The 21067-nt window shown below is 34.8% G+C and carries 17 protein-coding genes; 7 read left to right on the top strand and 10 right to left on the bottom strand.

Annotation, left to right across the window (positions count from 1 at the left end):
* Window positions 1–114: 114 nt before the first annotated feature.
* The 7 genes from A0O34_RS07920 to A0O34_RS07890 all read right to left on the bottom strand — a co-directional run bounded on the left by A0O34_RS07920 (window position 115) and on the right by A0O34_RS07890 (window position 8738).
* A complete protein-coding gene (locus tag A0O34_RS07920; RefSeq protein ID WP_066753485.1) occupies window positions 115–2175 on the bottom strand; it encodes a T9SS type B sorting domain-containing protein in 2061 nt (686 codons plus the stop codon).
* 116 nt (window positions 2176–2291) lie between these two features.
* Window positions 2292–4394 (bottom strand): T9SS type B sorting domain-containing protein, encoded by a 2103-nt coding sequence (locus A0O34_RS07915; protein ID WP_066753483.1) that lies wholly within the window; start codon window positions 4392–4394, stop codon window positions 2292–2294.
* A gap of 90 nt (window positions 4395–4484) precedes the next feature.
* Window positions 4485–5720 (bottom strand): MFS transporter, encoded by a 1236-nt coding sequence (locus tag A0O34_RS07910; RefSeq protein ID WP_066753480.1) that lies wholly within the window; start codon window positions 5718–5720, stop codon window positions 4485–4487.
* 93 nt (window positions 5721–5813) lie between these two features.
* Window positions 5814–6176 carry a hypothetical protein gene (locus tag A0O34_RS07905; RefSeq protein ID WP_066753477.1) on the bottom strand — a complete coding sequence of 121 codons (363 nt, stop codon included), beginning with the start codon at window positions 6174–6176 and terminating at the stop codon, window positions 5814–5816.
* Window positions 6177–6245: 69 nt separating this feature from the next.
* The gene (locus tag A0O34_RS07900; RefSeq protein ID WP_066753474.1) at window positions 6246–7745 is read right to left on the bottom strand and encodes a GH3 auxin-responsive promoter family protein; all 1500 of its coding nucleotides are present in this window, start codon (window positions 7743–7745) and stop codon (window positions 6246–6248) included.
* A 127-nt stretch (window positions 7746–7872) separates the two neighbouring features.
* Window positions 7873–8163, bottom strand: coding sequence for a hypothetical protein (locus A0O34_RS07895; RefSeq protein WP_066753471.1), 291 nt, complete (start codon window positions 8161–8163; stop codon window positions 7873–7875).
* A gap of 182 nt (window positions 8164–8345) precedes the next feature.
* Window positions 8346–8738, bottom strand: a complete 393-nt coding sequence (locus A0O34_RS07890) for a hypothetical protein (protein WP_066753468.1) — start codon at window positions 8736–8738, stop codon at window positions 8346–8348.
* A gap of 256 nt (window positions 8739–8994) precedes the next feature.
* On the opposite strand from A0O34_RS07890, the gene mfd reads away from it, so the two are divergent.
* From mfd to pth, 7 genes are all read left to right on the top strand, one after another.
* Window positions 8995–12366, top strand: a complete 3372-nt coding sequence (gene mfd / locus A0O34_RS07885; RefSeq protein WP_066753465.1) for a transcription-repair coupling factor — start codon at window positions 8995–8997, stop codon at window positions 12364–12366.
* 588 nt (window positions 12367–12954) lie between these two features.
* Window positions 12955–13779, top strand: coding sequence for a hypothetical protein (locus A0O34_RS07880; RefSeq protein ID WP_066753463.1), 825 nt, complete (start codon window positions 12955–12957; stop codon window positions 13777–13779).
* Window positions 13780–13782: 3 nt separating this feature from the next.
* Window positions 13783–14598 carry a hypothetical protein gene (locus A0O34_RS07875; protein WP_066753460.1) on the top strand — a complete coding sequence of 272 codons (816 nt, stop codon included), beginning with the start codon at window positions 13783–13785 and terminating at the stop codon, window positions 14596–14598.
* A 3-nt stretch (window positions 14599–14601) separates the two neighbouring features.
* On the top strand, window positions 14602–15360 hold the full coding sequence (locus tag A0O34_RS07870) for a hypothetical protein (RefSeq protein ID WP_066753453.1): 759 nt from the start codon (window positions 14602–14604) through the stop codon (window positions 15358–15360).
* Window positions 15361–15508: 148 nt separating this feature from the next.
* Window positions 15509–16390 (top strand): hypothetical protein, encoded by an 882-nt coding sequence (locus A0O34_RS07865; RefSeq protein ID WP_066753451.1) that lies wholly within the window; start codon window positions 15509–15511, stop codon window positions 16388–16390.
* 102 nt (window positions 16391–16492) lie between these two features.
* On the top strand, window positions 16493–17431 hold the full coding sequence (locus A0O34_RS07860; RefSeq protein ID WP_066753448.1) for a hypothetical protein: 939 nt from the start codon (window positions 16493–16495) through the stop codon (window positions 17429–17431).
* A 90-nt stretch (window positions 17432–17521) separates the two neighbouring features.
* The gene (pth, locus tag A0O34_RS07855; protein WP_066753446.1) at window positions 17522–18085 is read left to right on the top strand and encodes an aminoacyl-tRNA hydrolase; all 564 of its coding nucleotides are present in this window, start codon (window positions 17522–17524) and stop codon (window positions 18083–18085) included.
* A 241-nt stretch (window positions 18086–18326) separates the two neighbouring features.
* On the opposite strand, the gene A0O34_RS07850 is transcribed toward pth, so the two are convergent.
* The 3 genes from A0O34_RS07850 to A0O34_RS07840 form a co-directional block, all read right to left on the bottom strand.
* The gene (locus A0O34_RS07850) at window positions 18327–18962 is read right to left on the bottom strand and encodes a carbonic anhydrase (protein ID WP_066753443.1); all 636 of its coding nucleotides are present in this window, start codon (window positions 18960–18962) and stop codon (window positions 18327–18329) included.
* A gap of 60 nt (window positions 18963–19022) precedes the next feature.
* Entirely contained in the window at window positions 19023–20615 is a 1593-nt protein-coding gene (locus tag A0O34_RS07845; protein WP_066753440.1) for a SulP family inorganic anion transporter, read from the bottom strand.
* A gap of 134 nt (window positions 20616–20749) precedes the next feature.
* Window positions 20750–21055 carry a hypothetical protein gene (locus A0O34_RS07840; RefSeq protein ID WP_066753438.1) on the bottom strand — a complete coding sequence of 102 codons (306 nt, stop codon included), beginning with the start codon at window positions 21053–21055 and terminating at the stop codon, window positions 20750–20752.
* Window positions 21056–21067 lie beyond the last annotated feature (12 nt).

Genomic DNA, 21067 nt, shown 5'->3' with positions numbered 1-21067 from the left:
GTAACTAACATTTTCCGCCAGATTTGTTTTAAAATACCATCAATAAAAGGCGGGTTGTGTTAATAAAAAAATCACCCCAAAATTGAGGTGATTTTTAAATATATAAGAATTAAATTATTCTCTGTTTTTTACAAGTACCCATCCACTATATTTTGTTTGAGTATTGTTTTTGTCATTTTCGTTCCAAGAGATACTGTACCAGTAAGTTCCTGTAAGAATTTTCTTACCGCTTGCTGTACCGTCCCATCTGTAATCTCTGGTTTTATCGGCTGTGTAAAGCTTATTTCCGTATCTGTCGTAAACGATAAACTGTAGATTTTTCTTATAAGATAATGCAGAATAATCTATAAAATCATTTTTGTTATCTCCGTTTGGCGTAATCGCGTTAAGAAGATTAGGAACAGTTACCTGTACATCGATAGGGTTACAGTCGTAGAAATCTTTTACATATACTTTTACTTCTCCTCTTGGAAGATCTGAAAATACATTAGAATCCTGCCAAGTGATACCGTCTAAAGAGTATTTGTAAGGTGCAGTTCCGCCGTTTACGTTTACTGTGATTGTATTGTTTGTGATATCAATGCTTGAGATAACAGGTTGTTGAGTTGCATATACATGTACTACTTGTAATGTATAACATTTTCCAGTTTTCAGTTTTACCCAGTATTCACCAACTCCTACATTGCTGATAGATTGAGTTGTTGCTCCTGTGCTCCATTCGTATCCATCAAATCCTCCGCCTGCATCTAAAGTCGTTTTATCTTCAAGACAGATTGTTTTGTCTTTTAGAACAGTTGATTTTACTGGAGGTAAAACTTTAAGGTTGATTTTAGCAATTGAATAACATCCATCCGCACTGTACACTCTTACATATACAGAACCTGTTGTAGCAATGTAAATAGTAGGATTTCCTATTTCATTCGTTCCACTTGTTGCGTTAGCTAACGTCGGATAGAATTTTTTAGGTGGATTTGTAAGCGTAGAAACGGTTGCTGTTGTTAAATTGAATACCGCAGTTGTGATAGCTGTTTCAATATAACAAGACTCAAGGCTTGCTTCAGTTACTATTACTAAAGGATAGAATTTTAATGTGATTTCAGCAGTATCAGAACATCCATCTGTTGTGGTTACTTTTACAAATATTTTTTTCTCTCCTGAAGTATAGTTTGCAGGGTTTGTAATTTCGTTAGTTCCGGCATTCAGATCAGCCATCGTAGGGTAATATTTTTTTGTAACATTACCTGAATAAACATCTGCTGTTGTCAAATTAAATAATCCCGTACCTATATTGTTATTGTTACAGGCATATATTGTGGCATCCCGGGCGGTAATATTTCCCTGAACAAATTTGAAGGTTCCTGTTTGGAAACATCCATTAATAGGGTTCGTGGGGTTCGCGGGATCAGTATATTTTATTCGGTAATAATATATTATTCCTGCGTTTACTGTAATTGGAGCTGTGATCGGATTGTCACCTGTTACAGCATCATTACCTGTAGTATGATAAGTAATCGTAAAGTTTTGATTACCGTTTATAATAGCATTAGTTAAAGTACTAAAATCAAATGTTGTAGGTAACGCACATCTCAAGATTTCGCGTGGAGAGTCTGGAGTTGGTCCTGCTACACCTGGCGGTACAAAAGGATTGGGTGTTAATGCAGGATCTGTAAATGCAGACGTTAAAGTAGCCGTTCCTCCCCATGTTAAAGAGAATCCGTCTGTACTACCATCCCAGTTATCTACTACAAGATAGTAAGTTTCGCCTGCAACTACGTTCATGAAACCACTCAATCTACCTGTTACAGTAGGGTGCGTGATTGCTAAGCTTAATCCTGTAGGACCATCTGTACCATCGTAGTTACATCTGATAGGAGGACTTAATGCGCCACAAGTCTGATTCGGGCCATATACACCAAAATCATAATCCGTTGCATTAACGTTTGGTGTGATCATGAAAGTTAGAGTTCCGGAAGTTGCAATAGTGAATGTGTACCAAACTGAGTGGTTTTCATCCGATGCAAGACATCCCATAAGATCTTCCGTAACGTCACCATGACCTAAAGATGTATAGGACAAATCAGAATTTCCACATACGGGGATCGCTGTAATACAATCCGACTGTGAGAAATATAGCTGCGAAAAAAATAAGATTAAAAGAAGTAGGTATTTTTTCATTTTTAACTGACTTTTTATGAAACAAAAATAACGAAAATATTAACAAAATATGAATATAGTATTCGTGAAGTAAAAAAAACCGCTTGAAAAAGCGGTTTTTCTTAATATATTATTAATTATTCTCTGTTTTTAACCATTACCCATCCTGAGTATTTGAAAGGAGTGCTTTTTTTATCAGTCTCATTCCACGTCACAGAGTACCAGTAATTTCCTGTAGGAACTTTTTTACCACCATTGGAAGTACCGTCCCATTTATAGCCATTCGTTTTGTCAGCCTGGAAGATCTTAGTTCCGTATCTGTCAAAAATGTTGAATATAAGATTTTGCTTATTTGCTAATGCAGAATAATCAATCACATCATTTACACCATCTCCGTTTGGAGTGATCACGTTGATAAGATTTGGAACTACAATTTCAACATGAATAGGCTCACAGTCGTATGAATCTTTTACATATACCGTATTGTTACCTCTTGGTACATTGGCGAAAACGTTAGAATCTTGCCAGTTGATATTGTCCATTGAATATTTATATGGAGCAGTTCCAGCCACAACATACACTGTAACAGTAGTAGTTGAAATATCAATTGTAGAGATTACAGGTTGCTCAGAAGGATAAATTTTAACCGTTTGAATTGCTGTACAGTCTCCTGTTTTCAATTTCACCCAATAAGTTCCAACCCCTACGTTGCTGATAGATTGAGTGGTAGCTCCTGTGCTCCATTCGTATGCATTGAATCCTGGACCTGCATCTAGTGTAGTCTTGTCTTCCATACAGATGATCTTGTCTTGTAACACCGTAGAATAAACTGGAGGAATTACAATTAGAGTCACCTTAGCTATAGCGTAACAGTTGTTTCCGTTTGTTACTTTAATGTAAATTACACCATTTGGAGCGATATATGCCGCTGCCGTTGTAGGGTTAATTTCATTTGTACCGTTTATTGCATCTGTTAAAGATGGATAATATTTTTTAGTTATACCTCCTTGTGTTGTAACCGAAGCGTTGGTAAGATTGAATAAACCTGTTGAAGGATTCGTTTCAATAAAACAAGCTCTTAATGTTGCATCATTTACAATGACAACCGGGAAGAAGTTCAATGTTATCGTAGCGGTATCGGCACAACCCTGAGGAGTTGTTACTTTTACATACACTACACCTGTTGAAGATACATAGTTCGCAGGATTTGTAATTTCATTAGTTCCTGCATTAAGATCTGCCATTGTCGGGTAATACTTCTGGGTCGCAGTAGGATCATTCAATACGGCTAAAGCTGTAGAAGTAAGATCATATGTTGCAATACCTGCATTATTGTTGTTACAAGCATTCATTGTAACATCATTAGCAGTAATATTTCCGAGTTTAAATTTAAACGTACCTATCTGCCTACAGGAGTTGATCGGGTTAGCAGGGTTTGTAGGATCCGTATAATGGATGCTGTAATAGTACGTCGTTGTTGTGTTAACTGTAATTGGTGTTACGATTGGACTCGCTCCAGACAATGCATCATTTTGAGATGTATGATAAGTTACAGTAAAGTTTGGATTGTTATTAACGATACCCGCTGATAAAGTACTGAAATCAAAAACTGCAGGACTTGTACAAACAATTACCTCATTTGGATTTGCCGGGTTTGCGTTAGGCGTTCCAGGTGCTATAAACGGGTTGGGAGTAAGAGCAGGATCATTAAATGGAGAAGCCAAAGTAGCTGTTCCACCCCAAGTTAAAGAGAATCCGTTGGTATTAGCTGAATAGTTATTTACTAAAAGGTAATACGTCTGACCCGGTAAAACGTCCATGTATTTTACCCATTCGTCTCCGTTACCGGATGTTCCGGCACCATCATATAAATCTGTTGAAGTCATATTAAGACCTGTAGCCCCGCTTGTATAGGGAGTCGAGCATCTAATAGTGTTTCCTTTAGTAGCACAATTCACATTTGGTCCCCAAACGTAAAAGTCATAATCTGTTGCTGCTGTTGTTAAAGGAGTAATTACAAAAGTTAGAGTTCCTGCTGTGGCAATTGTAAATTTATACCAAACAGAGTATTTTTCTACATAAATACCACAGTTCCCATCTGGAAGCTCCTGTGTTCCGAATCCGGAAGGTGTGTAGGAAAACCCTGAGTTTCCACAAACAGCTAAAGCTGTAGCACAATCTTCTTGTGCATAAAATATCTGACATAAAGGTATCAGAAAAATGAGTAGAAGTTTTTTCATAAAGGGGAAATTTTATAAAGCAAATATAAAAAATTATTAACGTTTAATTAAAGTTTTTATTATATATTTAATGAAATGCGGTATATTGGTTTAATATTGCATTTTTCTAAGCTTAGAATTGGTAGTTCCCACAAGTAATGCTATAAGCACCGTCATTGTTCCTCCAAACACTACAGAGCGCACTACTCCTAGTAATTTTGCCATAACTCCACTTTCAAACTGTCCCATTTCGTTGCTCGACATGATGAAAATAGAATTTACACTTAAAACACGTCCTCTGATGTGGTCTGGGGTTTTCAACTGAACAATTGTTCCTCTTATCACTACCGAAATTCCGTCAAGCATTCCGCTTAATACTAAGAACATGAACGAAAGCCAATACATATGAGATAATCCAAAACCTATAATGCATAATCCAAATCCCGTTACCACTCCAAGCAATACTTTCCCTTGGTTTTTTCTTAACGGAATAATAGATAAAGTTATTATAATACACATAGAGCCAATATCTGAGGCAGCATTTAATAATCCGAAACCTTCAGCACCTGATTTAAGAATATCAGTAGCAAATACAGGGATCATTGCAACAGCGCCACCGAAAAGAACGGCGAACATATCAAGGCATAATGCACCTAGTATTTCCTTGGTTTTAAAGATGTAAGAGATTCCTTCACGCATACTTTCCACCACATTTACTTCTTCTTTTTTGTGTTCAGAGTATTGTTTTTTTAATTGCCAGAAAAATATTGAAGCGAAAATTATTAATGAAATGATAACAACTAATGTCCATTTTACTCCAAAATAACCAATAAGAAATCCTCCAATGGCATGTCCGCAAACAGATGATATTAAGAAAGTTGCCTGATTTAAAGTTACAGCATTGGGAAGGTTATCTTTTTTAACAATTTTTGGAATCATCGAAGGAACGATTGGTCCAATAAAAGCTCTTGCAATCCCCGTAAAGAAAATAACAGCGTAGATAAAATAGGTAATTTGATGTCCTGTAAAATGCATTTGTACATTCAGAAAAGCCGGAATAAGCAATAATCCGATCAGAAAAAAATAAGCGTAATTACAAATGAGTAAAAGCCTCTTTTTTTCATTCATATCAATAACATGGCCAGCGTACAAAGCACAGCTTACGGCCGGAATTACTTCCGAAAGACCGATCAAACCAATGGAAAACGGATCTTTTGTTAATTGATACACCCACCATCCAAGTAAAGTAGCGAGCATTCTAAAGGCTAAAACAATAAAAAATCTTCCTGTAAGAAGATTCCTGAATTCAACATTTTGCAATGTTTTTAGCGGGGTAAACGAAATCATTCACAAAAATAGCCCTAAATATTCATTTAAGGCTAGTGATATTATGATTTTTTAAATGATAAATCAAATAGAAGCTGAAAGATAAAATCTATTTTAGTCAGCTCTTGAAGAACTTAAAACCAATGCCGCAACACCTGCCGCACCAATCACAACAGCTCCTGCAGTAATTCTTGCCTTTCTACTGTCTCTTACTGAAGCTACGTTAGATTTTGGAATGATAACCTCTGTGCTGTCTTTTTTTCCAGCTGTACCAATAAGGTTGTCGCCATCTACGTTACGGAACAACATTTTTTGATTTTTAGAACCGTCTTTCATTTTAACCACATACATTTTTCCTGCTTCAAGGTTAGAATAATTATTCTTAGAAATGTCTTCTGAGTATTTTGTAGTTGCACAAGAAGAAATTACAAATAAAGACGTTAACAAAGATGATTTTAAAAGTACAGATGCTTTCATTCTAATTTTTTAGTTTTCCAAATTTATAATTTTTTTCGAATATATGTTTCCGGAATCAAAAAAATGTGTTTAAAATTTATAGATTTCTAATAAATCTGCTATTTTTCTGTCATTTGCCAGTCTTGGTGTTTTATTTTGACCGCCCAATTTCCCCTGAGATTTTGCATATTCATGAAAAGCATTCTTTTTTAATCTGCTGATATGAAGTTTTTGGAGAATATTTCCTGAGATCAAATCATCATAGTAAGTATTTCGTTTTCTGAGCTGTTCATCAAGTTCATTTTTAAATAAATCTAAATTTTCCGGCTCTTTTTCAAATTCTATAAACCATTCATGATAGGGAAGTCCTTCCGCAGGATTCACCTCTGGAGCAAGATGGAACTCCGTGATTTGAGCGGGATATTTTTCTACGGTTGCTTTCATAGCTTCTTCAACTTCAAAAGCAATCACATGTTCTCCGAAAGCTGAGGTGAAATGCTTTGTTCTTCCGCTTACCAAAATTCTGTGCGGATTTTTATCAATAAATCTTACCACATCACCAATTGAATACGCCCACAAACCTGAATTTGTCGTTAAAATTAAAGCATAATCTTTATTAAGTTCAACCTCTTTTAAGGTTAATCTTTTCGCATTCGGTTTTCCGTATTCTTCTAAAGGAATAAATTCATAGAAAATTCCATGATTGGTTAAAAGTAAAAGTCCTTCTTTTTTATAGTCGTCCTGAAACGCAAAAAATCCCTCCGAAGCTGGAAATGTTTGAATAATATCAACTTTTCCACCCAATAATTCTTCCATTTTATCGCGGTAAGGTTCATAATTAACTCCGCCGGTAACGATAAGTTGAAGGTTTGGGAAAAGTTGTTTGATTTTTTTGCCGTTTCTTTCAATTAATTTTTCAAAATACATGATCAACCAAGGTGGAATTCCAGAGATCAAAGTCATGTTTTCTTTTTCTGTTTCCTCAACAATTTTATCGACTTTAGTTTCCCAATCTTCAATCATATTGGTTTCTAAACTCGGTAAACGGTTTTTTTGAAGATAATTTGGAATGTGATGAGCCACAATTCCTGAAAGTCGTCCTGTTTTTATCCCGAAAACTTCTTCCAATTCGGGATTTCCCTGTAAAAAAATCATTTTTCCTTTTACAAAATCAGCGCTGTTTTTCTGAGCAATATAATGGAATAACGCGCTTTGAGCTCCGGCAATTTGAAATGGCATTCCTTCCTTAGAAATTGGAATATATTTTGCGCCTGAAGTTGTTCCAGAAGTTTTTGCAAAATACTCAGGAGTTTCTGTCCATAAAATATTGGCCTGACCTTTTTTTACTCTTTCAATGTAAGGTTTAAGATCTTCATAGTCTGCAACGGAAACTTTTTCCTGAAATTCTTGAATAGAATGGATGTTTTCAAAATCATGCTCTCTTCCAAACAGCGTTTTTTTTGCTGTTTCTATTAAAGATAAAAGCAAATCTTCTTGGTTTTTTTCTGCATTTTTCTTGAATTCTTCAGCCTTTCGGACGTGCTTTTTTGCCCAAGACAGCGCTATATTTTTCTTTAGGAAGTTTAACATGGTTCAAATTTATAAATAACTAAATAATTTGATGCTATTTTAATGAAATATGAAATAAAAAAACCGATGAATGAGTATCATCGGTTCTTCGAAATTTGATTATGAAAATAACAACTATAAGTTGAGTTTATTTGTTTGTCTTATACCTTTTGTCTGGGGTACCATCTTTTTTCAGATGTTGACTTTCTTTATATCTCTTGTCAGGAGTTCCGTCTTTTTTCATTTTAACAGCTGTTGTTGAGGTAGCTGCAGGCTTTGCCATTTTAGTATCTGCTACTTTTGCAGCTTTTGTATCTACCGTTTTAGCCGTTTTTGTTACCTGATGAGTAGCTTTGGTAGCTGCTGCGGGAGCTGTTTGTTGAGCAGTAGCAAATCCTAGTCCTAATACTATTGACATTGCTGTGATTAATTTTTTCATAATAATTGTATTATTTGTTTTTCTTGAATCAAAGTTATGCAAAAATCGGACTGAGAAACTCACTTTTAGAAACTTAACTAAAGTTTATTACAGATTAAAAAAATATTAAAGTATTTTATTAAAAAAACAAAACCTGCTTCCGTTTCCGAAAGCAGGTCCTAACATATGTATGAAAAGTTGGTTTAACGAGTACAGTTGGCTGTCCAGGTTTTACCATCCTTGATGTATACGATTTTCAAGTCGTTATTATCAATTCTTATGTAAGAAGTTCCGTTTGATCCTATCATTACTAATGTATGATCACCTTCTTGATTGAATTCGATCCCATTAAGATCAGGAATACTGTTCGAAAATGCGAAGTTATACTTTGTACCACTCGCAATTTTTGTTACAAATACGCTACCGTTGTCGGTGTTAATATCTGTACTTCCATCTTTGTAAGATACCTTTCCCTTGTATGTTCCTGCGAAGAAATCATTGTTTGTTGGGTCGTCATCATCACTACAAGATGAGAATGACATTGCCGTGACAAGTACCAATATAAAGATACCTAAAATTTTAATTGCTTTTTTCATAATATTATTTCTTTAAGAGTTTTGTAAGGTAGATTAGCCAAATTCTATGCCGAGTGGAAATAATAGAATTAGTTTAACTTTTAATTAGAATTTTTAGTAAAAAATTAAGATTTAATGATTTTTATCTTATTTATTTTAAATTTTGAGTAATCCGCAATTTTTTATTGTCGAAAAAAATATCCTTATATTTGTGTTGTCTTAAACGGTTTCGGAAAACTCCCGAAATCGCTTTTGTCGTTTTACACCATTACTATTTATGCAGTTAAAAACAATCAACGAAAAGTTTCTTCCGGATTTACTGAAAAAGGAATTTGGAAAAGAAATTTTTACTCAACTGGAAAATAATCAACACATTTCTGTAAGAGGAAGTGCAGGATCTTCGGGTTCTATTTTTGTAGCAGAACTTTTCTTAACGCAAAAACATACAATTCTTTATGTAGTTGATGATAAGGAAGATGCTTTATACATCAATACAGAACTGGAAGATCTGCTGGGAAAAGAGAAGGTTTTGTATTTCCCTGCAACTCATCTTGAGCCTTATCAGGTTGAAAAAACGCAGAATGCCAATTTGGTTTTAAGAACTGAGGTTCTAAATAAAATAAATTCAGGCAGATCTCCGAAAGTTATTGTTGCTTATTCCGGGGCTTTATCGGAAAAGGTTTTAAAGAAAGAAGATTTTAAAGCAATTTCTCATCAGATCAAAGTGGGCGACCAGCTTGACTTTGATTTTGTGGATGAATTACTTACGCATTACAATTTCCAACAGACGGATTTTGTTTCCGAACCGGGCGAATTTTCTGTGAGAGGAGGAATTGTAGACGTTTTTTCTTATTCTTACGAAAAGCCTTACCGTGTAACTTTTTTTGGAAATGAGGTTGAAAGCATAAAAACTTTTGATATTGAAACCCAGCTTTCCATCGAGAAAGTTAAAGAATTACAATTGGTTTCCAATATGAACTTTTCAGTTTCAGGAACCAGAGTTTCTTTGCTTCAATTATTGCCGAAAGAGAGTTTTGTTGTTTCTAAAAATGGAGTTGTAGGACTTCAGAGAATTAAATCATTCTACGAAAAGTCTCTGGAAAAATTTGAAACATTAAGTAAAGATATAGCTCACAGAGCGCCACAGGAATTATTTATTTCTGATCAGGAATTTTTGTTTGATTATAAAAAATTTAAAACAGTTGATTTCAGCAGTGTTTCGATTGAAGGTTTAAAAGATATTTCTGAGGTTAAAATTGAGCAGACTTCACAACCAACTTTTCATAAAAACTTTGAATTATTAATTGAAGATTTAGAAGAGAAACAAGGTGAAGGTTTCGAAACCTGGATTTCTTTCTCTACAGAAAAGCAAAAAGAAAGACTCGAATCTATTTTTGAAGAACTGGAGCATGAAGTACCTTTTAAAAGCTTTAAATCTGAACTTCATGAAGGATTTGTAGATAACGACCACAAGCTTTTGGTCTACACAGATCACCAGATATTCGACCGTTACCAAAGATATAAAGCGAAAAACAACTTCGCAAAATCTGAACAGCTTACCCTAAAAGATCTGATGTCTCTGAAAATTGGAGATTACATTGCTCACATCGATCACGGAATTGGAAAATTCATGGGATTGGTAAAGGTGAATAATGACGGTAAAATTCAGGAATGTTTTAAACTGACTTATAAAAATGGAGACTTATTATATGTAAGTATTCATTCACTTCATAAGATTTCAAAATTCAATGGGCCGGACGGAAAAGAAATTGTTCTAAGCAAGTTGGGATCGCCCGCCTGGAAATCATTAAAACAAAAAACAAAAGCTAAGGTAAAACAGATTGCTTTCGACCTTATCAGATTATATGCTGAAAGAAAAACGGCAAAAGGTTTCGCTTTTACACCAGATTCTTACCTTCAAAATGAGCTGGAAGCAAGTTTTATTTATGAAGATACTCCCGATCAGGAAAAAGCAACCATTGACGTAAAAAAAGATATGGAAGCCGATACTGTAATGGACAGGTTAGTCTGCGGAGATGTAGGTTTCGGTAAAACAGAAGTTGCTGTTCGTGCTGCTTTCAAAGCGGCGACAGATGGGAAGCAGGTTGCGATTTTAGTTCCAACAACGATTTTGGCCTTTCAACATTACAGAAGTTTTAAAGAAAGGTTAAAAGATTTTCCGGTAAATGTAGATTATGTCAACCGTTTCAGAACGGCAAAACAAAAATCTGAAACATTGGACGCTTTAAAGAAAGGGAAAGTCGATATTATAATAGGAACGCATCAATTGGCAAGCGCAAGTGTTAAGTTTAAAGATTTAGGTTTATTAATTATTGATGAAGAGCATAAATTCGGAGTTTCGGTAAAAGATAAATTGAAGACTTTAAAAAGTAATGTTGATACATTGACCTTAACGGCAACACCAATTCCGAGAACATTACAGTTTTCATTGATGGCTGCACGAGATTTATCGGTAATTAAAACTCCACCGCCAAACAGACAGCCTGTAGATACACAGCTTGTTGGTTTTAATGAAGAAATAATTCGTGATGCAGTTTCTTATGAATTGCAAAGAGACGGACAGGTTTATTTTATTAATAATAGAATTGAAAACCTTAAAGATATTGCCGGATTAATCCAAAGGTTGGTTCCTGATGCAAGAGTAATCATCGGTCATGGTCAAATGGAAGGAAAGCAGCTCGAAAAGAATGTTCTTGATTTCATGGAAGGTAAATATGACGTTCTGGTTTCCACAACAATTGTTGAAAGTGGAGTAGACGTTCCGAATGCGAATACCATTTTTATTAATGATGCTCAGCGATTCGGGATGGCAGATCTTCACCAGATGAGAGGAAGGGTAGGACGAAGCAACAGAAAAGCATTTTGTTATTTGATCACTCCGCCTTATGATATGATGACTGCAGATGCAAGAAAACGTTTGGAAGCGATTGAGCAGTTTTCGGATCTTGGAAGTGGTTTCCAGATTGCGATGAAAGATTTGGAAATTCGTGGAGCAGGAGATTTATTAGGTGCCGAACAAAGTGGATTTATTAATGAAATGGGCTTTGAAACCTATCAAAAATTAATGCAGGAAGCGCTGGAAGAACTGAAAGACGATAAAGATTTTGAAGATTTATTTGATAATGAAGAAGATCGAAATAAGCTCTTTAAATCTGTAAAAGATGTCAACATTGATACCGATCTGGAATTAATGCTTCCCGACTTTTATATCTCTAATACTGAAGAACGATTGTTACTTTATCAGAAGCTCGCGGAAATTGGAAATGAGGCAGATCTACAAAAATTTGAAACAGAATTAATCGACCGTTTTGGAAATTTACCCAATGAAGCTATTAATTTATTAAAGAGTGTGGCTCTAAAATGGCTCGCTTCAGATATTGGTTTTGAAAAGATTGTCATGAAAAATGGGGTGTTTTTAGGGTACTTCCCGGCTAACCCTCAAGACAAATTCTACCAGACAAGTAAGTTTAAAAATATTATTAACTATCTAACTTTAAATCCTGCGGAAGCCCAATTGAAGGAGAAAGTAAGTAAGGATGGAAATCACCTAATGATGAGAAAAGATAGCATAATAAATGTCGATGAGGTGAATTATCTACTAAGATCAATTTTAAAAAATGAAAATTAATTCCATTTAAAGGGAAAAATTATATTGTCTCAAATTGATCAAATTTGAAGCAAAGTAGTATATTTCAACAGATTCGATGTTTTCAATAGTGAAAATCAGTAGAATTTGTTGAAATATTTATTTTATAGATGACATTCGTCAGGTATTAACAAAATGAACAAAAATTTTTATTAAAATAATATTAAATTAACGTAGAATTTTTTATTCCTGACTCTTAGAAAATTACAAGAATAAACGCTCTATTTTTCACTGTTTAAAGAGAAATTTTTAAGATTAATTTACTTTAAAGATTAGTTCAATCCCACTATTTTCGATTAATATAAAAATGCCACAGAAGTATATCTGATGGAGAATATCTGTATGTAATAAAATCACCTTTTGTTGATAAAATATAACACAATAAATATCTTTAAGGTGAATTATGGTATAAAATTGACACAGAAAAAAAGGAGTTAATTCAACTAAAAATGAAATAATTCCACTTTTTTATAGGTTAAAAATATCTTGTAAATCGCTTGTTTCTATTGATTTACGTAATATATGTGGACTTTTAAAGGGATTTTTTTCTTTACCTTTGCAGTCCTTATTATGAAAAAAAATATGTATTTATGCGTAGTCGGACTATTGTCAGTCTATACTCACGCACAGGTGGGCGTTGGGATTAGTACTCCCCAAGCAACTCTCGATGTCAACGGGAAAACCACCTTAAGAAAAGAACTTAGAATGGCAGGTACTTCAACCCAGGTCGGGAATGCCGGGGTAAATGGCCAAGTTTTGGTTTCTCAGGGAGATGGGATCTCTCCTCAATGGAAATCATTGAATAATGTCTCCTTTATGGAGGAAGGGCAGTACAAATTAACCAATTCGTATTTGTCATCGGATCAAGCAGGTATTACTATTCTTTCTAACGGAGTCTTGGGAGACAGTGTTTATAAAAACAGTGTTGGTGATGATATCACTGATTCTAGTAAAGGAAAATGGGTTAAAATTACCGGCCTTGAGAATAATTTTACGATTAAAAACGGGCTAAACAGACTTACGTATCAATTCCAGACCGGGGTTGAAATGAAATCTTCAGTAGCAGATGCATCTCAGAATGTAAGCTTTACTTGCGGAATTTTCAGAAACAGTAAGCTTGTAGCGATACGTCCGGACAAAATTTCTTCCAACAATAATTCTGAAAAAAATGGTATCCAGGATTATATTTTTACATTGAATTATACGGAACCAGACGTTCCGGTAGGTGTACACAAGGTTGAGGTTGCATGCAGGAAAATTAATGCATCAAACTTAAATGCTCAGTTTGCTATTGGGCGAAGTGTGGCAAGCAACAGTAATCTTTCTAATGCATTTACTTTAGAATCTGCATTTAAAATAGATCTTATCGAATTTATAACCTACAAAGTAAACTAATCAATGAAAAATATATTATTTATCCTATTCTCAACAATAGGGTTATCTCTTTCTGCTCAAGTGGGAGTAGCTACTCCTACACCGAAAGCAATTTTAGATGTCAATGGAAACATTAACCTTAGAGGTAAATTAGTCGTTCTGAATGCTGCAGACAGTAAGCTTTCAGAAGGAAGAGATGATCAACTCTTGGTTTCACAGGGTGCAGGACTTGCACCTACATGGAAGTCTCTTCGTATTCCTGATTATGAAACAAATAAATTTTATTTAATTTATAATAACTCTTTTTCTGATAGGGTGGGTACAACCTTCACCTCTTCAGAAGAACCTACGATTGCATCAAGATCTGCTTCTTTTACGAAAAACAGTAACATTAGTAATTTCAGTCAGTTCAAAAAGATTCCGGGATTATCTCAGACATTTAATGTATACAGTACGGAAAGTAAAACTTACTTCCAGTTTGAAACGGTAATTCAGGCCAACTTTGCAACTGTAGGAACTACAGATACATCAATTGATTATGCATGCGGAATTTTTGTTGATGATAAATTAGTCAATCTAAGACAAGGAAACCTGAAAGCAGTTAACTCAACAAATCCTTTCCTTACCCATAACCAGATCGGTCTTGCTCAAAACCTTACAAAAGGAGCACATTCAGTGGGTGTAGCTTGCTCAAGACTAAAATCCTATAACGTACCTGCGGGCATAACATTAGGTATAGGAACCAGTGTTTCTAATAATATTGATTCTTTCATCTCTCAATCGTCATTTAAAGTTGATGTTTATGAGGTTCCACAGGTATTTAATGCGATAACAAACTAAATCATGAAAAAACTATTATTAATAAACTTATTTTTCCTCGCAATATTTTCCAATGCTCAAGTTGGCATCAATACACCTACACCAGTTAATACTCTGGATGTAAATGGTGATCTGAATGTGGGAAAAGAAATAAGAATCGGAGCTTCATCTGCAACGAAAGGAACTGCAGGAGCAAAAGGAACTATATTTCACAATAATGCTAGCTTAAATGTCAACGATTGGAAAAATGTAAAAGTAGCCGACGGAATGGGGAGTATGTCTCTTTTTTCTATGAACTCCACTTTTGATAAGATTGGGGTAGGATTCACTGGAAATAACGGAGCTATAAGTCCTTATCCAGAAAATATGGATATTACTGCAAACTGGACGGTCTTAACAGGAACCGTGACCACTTTTTCCGTTACCAATACAACGAATAAAGTAACATTTACATTCCAGACTACTGCTCAAAAAACCGTTAATGCTAATACGACTAACGCTAATGCGTCAATAAGTTTTGCCTGTGGAATTTTTGTTGATAACAAATTGAAAGCAGTAAGAACAGACGTCATTTTAGGAGCAGATGGTACCAATAAAATCTTTAACCTTAATGCAACGCTTACCAATATTGATATAAAAAATGGGTACACCGTAAAAGCTGCCTGCACAAAAAGAAATTTAAATGGTGGAACGTTAGGAATCGGAAGAGCCGTTAATACAGAATTTTTAAATTCAGATATGTCACTATCTGTATTAACAACATCAGTATTGCAGCCGTTTTAATTTTTCAGAATAAATAGTAATTGTAAATCTAAAGGCGCAAGTTTTTAGATTTTTTTTTGGTTTAAATAATAACTTTTATGAATATGTGATTTTTAGTCTATTATTTTATGAAAATAAATTATATTTGGGCTCATTAAAATCATTAACCATGAGTAAAAACTTTCTTTTTAAAGCTCTTCTAGGGCTTGCTTTCGGATTTCTGGTGTCTTGTGACAACACAACAGATGATCCCATCAATCAAAATAAAACAACCAACACAAACAATAACGGTGGAACACCAACGATTACAGGGCCAAGAATTTTAAGTAAAATCATTAGTGGAGGTAATACCCAACAGGAATTTATTACAACAGCTGGAGTTCTGGAAAAAGGTATATTTACAGATGCAAGTGCTCCAAATTCTTTCTTTACGGGTACACCAACATACACTGGAACAAAAATGTCTAAAGTGAAGTTTGTAGGTACGGCAAGTAATAGTCCAGGCTATGAATTTAATATTACCTATGACGTGAACGGAAGAATTTCCGGAACTACATCTAATATGCTAACGGGATCTACAATTATAGGAAACAGTGATTATTTCTACACTTATGATTCTGCAGGAAAGATCACAAAGATCATGGAGAAGAAAAAAATAGGAACGGTGACGCCTACTTATACTCATTTTACGGAAAATACATTAACCTATTCTGGTGATAACATCACAAAAGTAGTTTCTGTAATGGGAGTAACGGACAGTAGCGGAAATCCGCAGGCGGGTTCTTCATTGGCAACTACGTTCAATTTTACGAATTATGATTCGAAGATTAATCCTTATACAACGCTTCCTAAAACATTTTTCTTGATGTATAGCTTGATACATCCTGCTAATTTCTATAATTTATCTGCAAACAACGTTGGGAACCTTAATTTTGCATATCCTGCGCCTGCGCCTGCAATTTCGGTTAATTTAACGTATCAGTATGATACTCAGAATTATCCTATTTCAGATCAGACTAACTCAGCCAGTTATGTTTATAAAGCGTTATAAGAACGGTATAAATTATTAGTTTTATTATAATGTAGGGAGATATATGCTTTTTATTCAAAAAAAAATTATATTTTTGGGAAAATAAATAATCCCCCTTAAGGAATGAAACGACTTTTCTATTTTGTTTTACTATTGGCAGGTTTTACTGCAATACATTCTTGTAAAGATATGTTGGATGAAAATGGAGATCCATTAGTAGATATAAATAACAATAGTGGCTTAATAGGCCCGAGAGCATTGTACCGAGAAATTACAGATGCCGATACGATTGCCGAATATCATTATAACGGATTGCTTTTATCTAAAGTAATTACAGATAGCGCATCTATTACAGATGTAATGTTCAGTGGTGATAAGGTAAGTACGATCAATTTCCGTGGTTTCCTTGATATGGATGGAAATGGAAAACTTGAGAAAGACAGTATCTCATTTTCTCAGTTGTTTACGTATGGTAACACGGGAAGATTAGAGTCTATCTCAGAAAATCGTTCTATTTACAGAAGAGATGCTCCGATTCCTCCTGCAGTTTTAGGAATAAAAGCTCTTTTCAAGAAAACGAAAAGTATTTTTACCTTAAAATATAATGGATCAACAGCTAAGCTTGATTCTATCATTATGAGAAATGGTGATGATGTTTCAGGAACTCCTTTTGCTTATACGAAATATACAAAAGTAGGGTACGAATATGTAGGAGATAATATCTCTAAAGCCGTAAAATATTATGGTCCAATGACAGGAACAACAGGAATAGTATATGGAGCACCAACTCAAAAACTGGGTTATGCATATTCAAACTATGATACTCAGATAAGCGCTTATACATTATTACCTGTTGCTTATAAAGTGTCTGCACTTATTTCGACTAATTACAAGGATATAAGAAGTTTAATGCTTTCTCCAAACAGTCCTAAAAGAATTTCGGTAACAGATCTTTCGTTGCCAATTCCGGCTCCAACAGTATTCTCTACAGATTACAACTACGATCCGCAGACTTATGTTAAGAAAGGATTTGGGATCAATTTTATTTATAAACCTTTATAAGAAATAATTTTTTTAATAATATTTAAACTCAATTCTTCACCGGATTGAGTTTTTTATTTTTTATCTCTTAATTTTGCAAAAAATTTCTCAATGAAATATTTAATCGTTGGTCTTGGAAATAAAGGCCCTGAATATGAAAATACACGTCACAATATAGGATTTAAAGTAGCCGAAAAAATAGCCGAAACACTGGAAGCATCATTCAACACCACCAACTTCGGATGGATGGCAGAAGGCAAATATAAAGGCAGAAAAGTATTGGTTTTAAAGCCTGATACTTACATGAACCTTTCCGGAAATGCTGTGAAATTTTGGATGCAGAAAGAAAATATTCCTTTAGAAAATGTAATGATTGTTACCGATGATCTTGTGTTGCCTTTTGGAATGTTGAGAATGAAGATGAAAGGCTCAGATGCAGGTCATAACGGACTTAAAAATATTAATGAAGTCCTACAGACACAAAATTACGCAAGACTTCGTTTTGGGATCTCTGCTGAGTTTTCAGAAGGAAGACAAGTCGACTACGTTCTCGGAACATGGAACGAAGAAGAAGCCGAAAAACTGCCCGAAAGAATCGAAAAATTCTCTAAAGCTTGTCTATCATTCGTTTTTGCCGGAATTAATAATACAATGTCTGCTTTTAACGGAAAGTAATTTTCTTGTTAGGAACGGGGGCATCAATAGAAACGGGCTTTAGCCCGTTTAAAAATATCATCTATCAAAATCAGCTTTAGCCAAAACATAAATTCCCAATAAGCACAATCATCTGTGTAAATCTGCAGGAATAAAATTAAGATATTCACTCAAAATAATAAAAGACCACCGAAAAACATCGGTGGTCTTTTTCAAAATATAATCTAAAAATTAACTAACTATATAATTGTGGCTAAATGTCCTACAACCAATTTACAACTCCGGTTTCAACATCATAGTTCGCTCCAACTATTTTGATTTTACCTTCTTCCTCAAGTCTTGTAAGGGTTGAACTTTGCTTACGGATATCTTCAATTGCGCTTTTTACATTTTGCTGATTCAATCTTTCCAAAAGAGCACTGTTTTTTGATGAACGTTCTTCTCCTTCTTCGATGATTTCATTGATGATCGGATCGAAATGATTAATTAAATGATTCAAGTTATCCATTCCCAATCCTTCAATTTGTGCTGCATCCAGACCGCCTTTCAAAGCGCCACATTTTGTATGACCTAAAACTACAACAAGCTTAGAACCTGCAACATTACAGCCAAATTCCATTGAACCTAAAATATCCTGATTCACAAAATTACCTGCAATTCTAATACTGAAAACATCTCCCAGTCCTTGATCGAAGATAAGTTCCGCAGAAGTACGGCTGTCAATACAGCTTAAAACCACTGCAAAAGGCCACTGTCCTTCACGCGTAGCATTTACCTGCTCCAAAAGATCTCTGTTTGCCTTCAGATTATTTACAAATCTTTGGTTTCCTTCTTTTAGAAAATTTAACGCTTTTTCAGGAGTAATGGTTGACTGAGTTTCGGATGTATGTGCTTTCATATGATATGTTTATTTGAATTTTATTTTAAAGTTAAAAAAAATATTTGTTTATAAATGAGCTTACATTGCTCTTCTGTGTGTAATTATAATATGAGAATCCTCATCGGTCTCATAATCTTTGTAAGAAGTTTTAAAGCCTAAAAGTTCTACATTGATATCTTCTTCTTTCGCCCTGATATTCGCGAAATCCTGAATCATTTCCAATACATCTGTCGCAATGTATGAAGTTCCTCGGGCATCGATGATTACCGTAGAATTAGGTTTAATATTTCTTAAAGTCTTTTTAATAGCTGCTTTATTTAAAAATGAAACTTCCTCAGCTAATTTGATATTAATTCCATCTGCATCATTCAGTTTTTCTCTGCTCAGATAGTAAGCTCTCTTCATATTTCCCTGTAAAATGTAGAAAACTGAGATCGCCAAACCAATTCCAACACCTTTTAATAGATCTGTTGCAACAACAGCTACAACAGTCGCAACGAAAGGAATAAACTGGAACTTTCCTAAATGCCAGAAATGCTTGAATGTTGCCGGTTTCGCTAATTTATAACCAACTAAAAGCAACACAGCAGCCAACGTAGCCAATGGAATTAAATTCAAAATCATTGGAATTGTAAGTACACAAATTAATAAAAGAACTCCATGAATGATCGCTGAAAGTTTTGATGTCGCACCCGCATTTGCATTCGCAGAACTTCTTACCACAACTGAAGTCATCGGAAGTCCGCCAATGAATGAACTTATCAGATTTCCGATTCCCTGAGCTTTTAGTTCAAGGTTGGTGTCTGTAATTCTTCTTTGTTGGTCTAATCTGTCGGATGCTTCGATACAAAGTAAGGTTTCAATAGAAGCTACAATAGCAATCGTTGCGCCTACGATCCATACTTTTGGATTGGTAAATCCGTTAAGGTCAGGCGTAATGATCAAATTTTTAAAATCATCAAGAGACTGTGGAATTGGCAAAACAACCAAATGTTGAGGAACAATCGCCAATGAACTTCCTGTCATTTTGAAAAATTCGTTCAGTAAAATACCTGCAACTACGGCAACCAAAGCTCCGGGAAGCATTTTCATTCTTTTTAATGTTGGAATTTTATCCCAAGCCAAAAGAATTCCGATGGAAACTAATGTTACCACAATAGCTCCCGGATGAATAGCTCCGAAAAGTTCTGTAAAGTAACCGAAGTTGAGTCCGTTATCAAAGATTGATTCATGACCTTCATAATCTTTATCAAATCCCAATGCATGTGGAATCTGTTTTAAAATAATGATGATCCCGATTGCGGCAAGCATTCCTTCAATTACATTATTTGGAAAGTAATTTGAAATACTTCCTGCTCTTACGAATCCTAAAATCAGCTGAATAAGTCCTGCAATCATCCCTGCGCAAAGAAAAAGTTCAAATGCGCCAAGATCTGTAATTGCTGTTAATACAATGGCTGTAAGACCTGCAGCGGGACCGGAAACCGAAATATTCGAGTTACTCATCGTTCCTACTACTAAACCACCTACGATACCTGCGATAACGCCGGATAAGGGTGGAGCTCCTGATGCTAATGCAATTCCTAAACATAACGGAAGTGCAACTAAAAATACAACGAGTCCTGAAGGGAAATTCTCCTTAATTCCTCCTATTAATGATGTGTTTTTCATGATATGAAAATGCTGTGATATAGCTGATCGGCTGTGAAATGATCAGTTATAAAGATTGGAAATTTAATTTTTAAAGCACGTGTCGATTCAATACCAAAAATTGATATGAATACTATTAAAAAAACTAGCTAAACTTAAAAATTAGCTTCCGGAGGTGGAGAAAATATGGTAAGTAATGGTGACAGATGAAAGTCATCATCTATCAGCACAAAAGATCTGCCTGAAAGATCAGGCTCAAAAAACTTTACGTAATCGAATACATTTAAAGTCTTTGGAAGTGTTTTTTCGTAAACAGTAAAAGAGGTGGGATGAGAGTGGGGTTCTTCTTCGTTGATGATAATATTGGTTCTCTGTAATTCCCAACCGAAAACTGCAGCAATGCTCGGCAGCGCTGTAAAGTTCAGGAAAAACGTTAAAACAATAATACTCCAGAATTTCATCCCTAAAATTTT

It is taken from the genome of Chryseobacterium glaciei (assembly GCF_001648155.1).
GTDB lineage: Bacteria > Bacteroidota > Bacteroidia > Flavobacteriales > Weeksellaceae > Chryseobacterium > Chryseobacterium glaciei.
This window is presented reverse-complemented; position numbering and strand designations above follow the sequence as displayed.

Coding starts and splice junctions, on each gene's coding strand:
- A0O34_RS07860 (WP_066753448.1), top strand. CDS start 16,493: ATGAAACGACTTTTCTATTTTGTTTTACTATTGGCAGGTTTTACTGCA.
- A0O34_RS07895 (WP_066753471.1), bottom strand. CDS start 8,163: ATGAAAAAATTAATCACAGCAATGTCAATAGTATTAGGACTAGGATTT.
- A0O34_RS07905 (WP_066753477.1), bottom strand. CDS start 6,176: ATGAAAGCATCTGTACTTTTAAAATCATCTTTGTTAACGTCTTTATTT.
- pth (WP_066753446.1), top strand. CDS start 17,522: ATGAAATATTTAATCGTTGGTCTTGGAAATAAAGGCCCTGAATATGAA.
- A0O34_RS07910 (WP_066753480.1), bottom strand. CDS start 5,720: ATGATTTCGTTTACCCCGCTAAAAACATTGCAAAATGTTGAATTCAGG.
- A0O34_RS07875 (WP_066753460.1), top strand. CDS start 13,783: ATGAAAAATATATTATTTATCCTATTCTCAACAATAGGGTTATCTCTT.
- A0O34_RS07870 (WP_066753453.1), top strand. CDS start 14,602: ATGAAAAAACTATTATTAATAAACTTATTTTTCCTCGCAATATTTTCC.
- A0O34_RS07890 (WP_066753468.1), bottom strand. CDS start 8,738: ATGAAAAAAGCAATTAAAATTTTAGGTATCTTTATATTGGTACTTGTC.
- A0O34_RS07880 (WP_066753463.1), top strand. CDS start 12,955: ATGAAAAAAAATATGTATTTATGCGTAGTCGGACTATTGTCAGTCTAT.
- A0O34_RS07915 (WP_066753483.1), bottom strand. CDS start 4,394: ATGAAAAAACTTCTACTCATTTTTCTGATACCTTTATGTCAGATATTT.
- A0O34_RS07845 (WP_066753440.1), bottom strand. CDS start 20,615: ATGAAAAACACATCATTAATAGGAGGAATTAAGGAGAATTTCCCTTCA.
- A0O34_RS07920 (WP_066753485.1), bottom strand. CDS start 2,175: ATGAAAAAATACCTACTTCTTTTAATCTTATTTTTTTCGCAGCTATAT.
- A0O34_RS07865 (WP_066753451.1), top strand. CDS start 15,509: ATGAGTAAAAACTTTCTTTTTAAAGCTCTTCTAGGGCTTGCTTTCGGA.
- mfd (WP_066753465.1), top strand. CDS start 8,995: ATGCAGTTAAAAACAATCAACGAAAAGTTTCTTCCGGATTTACTGAAA.
- A0O34_RS07840 (WP_066753438.1), bottom strand. CDS start 21,055: ATGAAATTCTGGAGTATTATTGTTTTAACGTTTTTCCTGAACTTTACA.
- A0O34_RS07900 (WP_066753474.1), bottom strand. CDS start 7,745: ATGTTAAACTTCCTAAAGAAAAATATAGCGCTGTCTTGGGCAAAAAAG.
- A0O34_RS07850 (WP_066753443.1), bottom strand. CDS start 18,962: ATGAAAGCACATACATCCGAAACTCAGTCAACCATTACTCCTGAAAAA.